Annotated in this window: 4 protein-coding genes; 2 read left to right on the top strand and 2 right to left on the bottom strand. The window is 23.6% G+C overall.

The features are described 5' to 3' along the window. Positions 1–74: 74 nt before the first annotated feature. Entirely contained in the window at positions 75–539 is a 465-nt protein-coding gene (locus Q5F54_RS10830) for a hypothetical protein (RefSeq protein WP_071120867.1), read from the bottom strand. A 328-nt stretch (positions 540–867) separates the two neighbouring features. Next, the gene (locus Q5F54_RS10825) at positions 868–1,719 is read right to left on the bottom strand and encodes an SH3 domain-containing protein (protein WP_281539010.1); all 852 of its coding nucleotides are present in this window, start codon (positions 1,717–1,719) and stop codon (positions 868–870) included. Positions 1,720–2,034: 315 nt separating this feature from the next. On the opposite strand from Q5F54_RS10825, the gene Q5F54_RS10820 reads away from it, so the two are divergent. Next, positions 2,035–3,786 (top strand): right-handed parallel beta-helix repeat-containing protein, encoded by a 1,752-nt coding sequence (locus tag Q5F54_RS10820; RefSeq protein ID WP_302334421.1) that lies wholly within the window; start codon positions 2,035–2,037, stop codon positions 3,784–3,786. A 122-nt stretch (positions 3,787–3,908) separates the two neighbouring features. Then, the gene (locus tag Q5F54_RS10815; protein ID WP_288526408.1) at positions 3,909–4,730 is read left to right on the top strand and encodes a YitT family protein; all 822 of its coding nucleotides are present in this window, start codon (positions 3,909–3,911) and stop codon (positions 4,728–4,730) included. Positions 4,731–4,769: the final 39 nt, after the last annotated feature.

Below are 4,769 nucleotides of genomic sequence, written 5' to 3'. Positions count from 1 at the left end.
ACCCTATAGAGTAGACCTTTTTATTAGTTGTCTACTCTATAGGGTACATTTTAATGCCCTATTATTTTAAATATTTAAATTAATTTTTCTATAAATGAAATTATTAAAAGTATAAATACAAATATAATTAATATCCACATAATTAATAAAGATGAAGGGATTAATAATCTTTGCTTTTCACCATTTTCAATGTTTTCATACTTATCTTTAACATTAAAGTAAAAATATTTACCATGCATTCCTAAAAATACAGGAGTAAGTAAACAAAGTATAAGACCTATTGGTGGTGACCATACTAGTGCTCCAACTAATATTATTGCTGTTAATAATACAATAAGTACCTTTTTATAAACCATCCAATTTATTCCTAAAACAATCAACGACCATAAATATTTTCCACTATTCTTAAATGTCATTCTATCTTTAGAACTTCTCATTTCATCAATTTTTTTTATATACTTTTCACTATTCTTTTGTGCATATTCATATATATTATGTCTAGCTTTATTGGTATTATCTTCGTGATTGTTCCTGTTCATGTCTTCCCTCCCTAATCACTTTTAATATATAATATAATTTTTTTGTGTAAATAGTTCTTGTATTTAATATTTTTTACTTACATTAAATTGTACATTACTAAGTATTTTTCTATGCTATAGGTAGTTACATTATTTTAAATTATAATTTTTAATTCTATAACCCTTTTATAATACTTAATTTCCAATATTTAAGTTTTTATATATTTAAGTATCTAGTAAAAAATAAAATCATCACCTAAAAGTATATAAACTTTAAGTGAGGATTTATATTCTTATAATATATTAAATTCAATCTCATATATTTATTATAATCTTTATGTTGTTATCTTTAATGTATTATTACAGTTGTAGTATCTAATATATTTTCATATATCCATTTTGCATTATTTGTTTCTAATCTTATACATCCATGACTAAGTTCTTCTCCTAGCCTTGCATCTTTTATATATTTTCCAGTTGCATCATATAGTATAGAGTGATAATAATAACCATCCTTTATTCTCGTTGCATATTTTACTAAATACTCATCAGTTCCAAATGATGGCTTTCTACCATTTATATAAAATCTGCCTTTTATAGTTGGTGTTGCAGGTTTTCCTACTGTAGATTGCCACTTATAAAGTTGAGTCCATACTCCATTGTCCTTTTTAAAAATATAAGTATATTTATTTTTTAAATCAGTAACTATTAAATTATTAGTTGGGCTTTCTATATTATTTTCATTGATAAATCTAATCATATCTGTATAGAAATACGTATAATCTAAATCATTTGGACTGTTACCATCATCAGATAAATAATAATTAAATACATATCCTATCATGTCGTTATATGCTACTTTACTCCAATCTCCATCTACCTGTAAAACTTCAATTCTTGCCTTTTGCGGTATTATAGTTAAACTTTTAGAGTCTGTAGATTTTTCTGCTCTTAAATTTAGATTTATCCATGGATACTTACTTGTTGATAAATAGTATTTATATGCATACCCTTCTAGAGAGTTATACTTTACCTTTATCCATTCTTCATCCTCAAACTCAACTTCTACTTTTGTTCCTTTTGGTATTGTAGCTATTATATTTCCACCTGTAGATTTTTCTGATCTTAAATTTAAATTTACTAGAGTGTACTTATATATTATTTCTCTGTATTTTTTTATACTAAATTTACTTAACTTCACATATCCCTACCTTCTTTTTGTTTATTTTACAGTATTTTATGAAATTCTGAGTATATCTGTGCTTATAATTCTCCTATGTACATATTAATGTTACTTTTAATTTGTTAATACTTATTAATATATTTAAACATATCACACACTCTATAAATCAACATAATATATATATGAGTCTTCTATTTTAAACTTCAGAATTATATTTAATATATACTAATCTTTGTATCATCTAAATAATTATCACAATCTTTAGTTAAGCCATTTATCGATTTATTGATAAAGAATTTAACTTATACAAAATATATCTAAGGAGGTAACTTCATGAATGGAACCGATGATATACTAGCTCTTTTTTTCAATAATAGTAATCTTCCTTTTGACTTTAAAGATATTAATAAAAAAAATTTAGATGATACCATATACTTAACCGAAAATGGATTTAGCGAGCCCGTAGGAATATATGACTGCCAAACTAGAACTGCTAAGCTTACTAAGTCAATTATTAATAAAAGCTTGGTTATAGATATAGATAATGTTACTTTAAACGGAAATAATTATTCTATCGGAAATGGCTCTTTAGATATTGCAGTACTTATCACTAAAAATTCAAAGAATATAAGTATCGAATATTTAAAATTAAATTCATATAATATAGATGTTTTTATTGAGCCATCATGTGAAGATATAAAATTTAATTATTGTATATTTAAAGGTATGAATTTAGGTATTTGTGCATTTTTATCAAAAAATTTATCTATAGAATATAACAAATATTTAAATAGTACCGGAATAATGTTATATGGTTGTAAAGATACACTTATAAAATCTAATCATCTCTCATCTAATGAAAAAGGAATCTATCTATTTGAAGATAACAATAATTGTAATATAATAGATAATCTATTTTTAGACTGTATCGAGGGAATTTCTATAGAATCTAAAAATAGTTTTAATCTAATAAGTAACAATAAATTTAAAAATGAAAATAATATTTTACAACAATATTGTATATCTATGTTAACTTGTAATCATTATAATAAGATAACTAAAAATCTTATTATCTTTTCATATAAATCTATAAGTTATGAAGTAGGCTCTATCACTTCAAAATTCATTGGCGTATACATTGAAGGCGATAAAAATACATTTAATACTATATCTAAAAATAAAATAGTATTTAAAAATAACAAATATAATTTTAATAATACCTTTCCTAATATACTTATAACTGGTATTAGTTGTTACGGAAATAATAGTGATTTAGAAATAAGTGACAATGAAATAGAAATTACTCAAAATGAATTTACTATGACAAAAGGAAGTTCCCAATCAGTATATTTATTTAATATTTATATATCAAATCATAGTAACTGTGCTATAAAAAATAATATTTGCAATATAAATGAAAACAGTGCTAACCTAAGCTTAACAGATAGTTTATTTGAACTTAGCAATTTAGTACTTGATACAAATAATAAATCTATAAAAATATTTTGCAACGAATTTGAAATCTATAAAAATAGTTATATAAATAATGACTCTATATTTAAAGCTTTTAACTTAATCCTAGTTGATAGTAATTCTGATTCAGATATAAAAGATAATATATTCAAAATAAAATCCAATAATCATGGATTTATAACTAGTATAAATTTATGGACTGAAAACTATGGAAATAAAATTTCATATAATAAATTTATTGATATAGAAGGTGTTTCAATTATATTAGATAGTGAAAATATAGGAAATATTATAATATACAATACTATAAACTGTAATGACTTTGCAGTTGTATTAAATGATGGAAATAATTCTAATATTATAAAAGCAAATAGTTTATCTACTATTGCATCTTCAAATATATTGTTAGTTCTTAATAATATGAATAATTTAATAACTGAAAATTATATAGAAAATGAATTTTTAGGAATATTCTTAGTAATTAACAATAACAACTTTAATTCTATTAGCTTTAATGAATTTTGCAAAACTTCTCAAGATATTTCAATCCCTAAAAACTCCTATAACTATGTATTTGATAATACAAAATATTTTATAGAAGATAATGAATAATAGAGTTTCATAAATAGTATTACCATGTATTATCTAAACTAAATTAGTAAATACTCTAATATAAAGTCTTATGATAAGGAAGTGATACTATTAAAAATAATTCTATTTCATATATATTTGACATGATAATATTATGCCTTGGATGTTTTATAATGGCCGTTGGTCTTAATATGTTTTTAGAGCCTTATACAATTGCTTCAGGGGGGTTAACTGGTCTTGCTATAGTCTTTAAAAGTTTATTTAATACTCCACTTTGGCTTATAAATTTAGCTTTTAATATACCCTTATTTATAATTGGTATTAAAATTTTAGGAAAAAGAGACGCTATAAAGACTCTGATAGGTATTTTACTACTCACTTTTTTCTTAAAAGTAACAGAAGGCTTAACAACTTACAACACAACAAGTGATGTTTTATTATCTGCTATAGCAGGTGGTATAGTAGTTGGTATCAGCCTTGGTATGTTATTTAGAGTAGATGCATCAACTGGTGGGTCTGAACTTGCTTGTCTTATTTTAAATAAAATATTTCCATTTATAAGTATCTCTACATTTTTATTTATAATAGATGGTATTGTTATTATTCTTGCAGGTCTTGTATCTAGAAATATAGAAACTGCCTTATACGCTACTATTTCACTTTATATAACTATAAAAATATCTGATACTATTGTTGAAGGATTTGATTTTTCAAAATCTTTCATAATAGTTACTGATAAGTTTGATGAATTATCTAAAGCTATTATGAAGGATTTAGAAAGAGGGGTTACATTTTTAGAAGGACGTGGTGGATATACTAACATAAAAAAAGATGTTTTATTGGTTGTAGTTTCTAGACGTGAAGAAGTTCATTTAAAAAAATTAGTTAATGAGATAGACCCTATGGCATTTATTATAATTAATGATGCTCATGAGGTTTTAGGTGAAGGATTTAGTAAAAAATAAATAATTGTAGGAAGTGTGTTCTAATCCTTTTATAACTAA

The organism is uncultured Romboutsia sp., assembly GCF_958366745.1.
Taxonomy (GTDB): Bacteria; Bacillota; Clostridia; order Peptostreptococcales; family Peptostreptococcaceae; genus Romboutsia; species Romboutsia timonensis.
Note: the sequence above shows the minus strand (reverse complement) of the source record. Positions and strands in the feature narration are given on the sequence as shown.

Excerpts from the sequence above, each read along its gene's own strand:
- Q5F54_RS10820 (WP_302334421.1), top strand. The coding sequence starts at position 2,035 with ATGAATGGAACCGATGATATACTAGCTCTTTTTTTCAATAATAGTAAT.
- Q5F54_RS10815 (WP_288526408.1), top strand. The coding sequence starts at position 3,909 with ATGATAATATTATGCCTTGGATGTTTTATAATGGCCGTTGGTCTTAAT.
- Q5F54_RS10830 (WP_071120867.1), bottom strand. The coding sequence starts at position 539 with ATGAACAGGAACAATCACGAAGATAATACCAATAAAGCTAGACATAAT.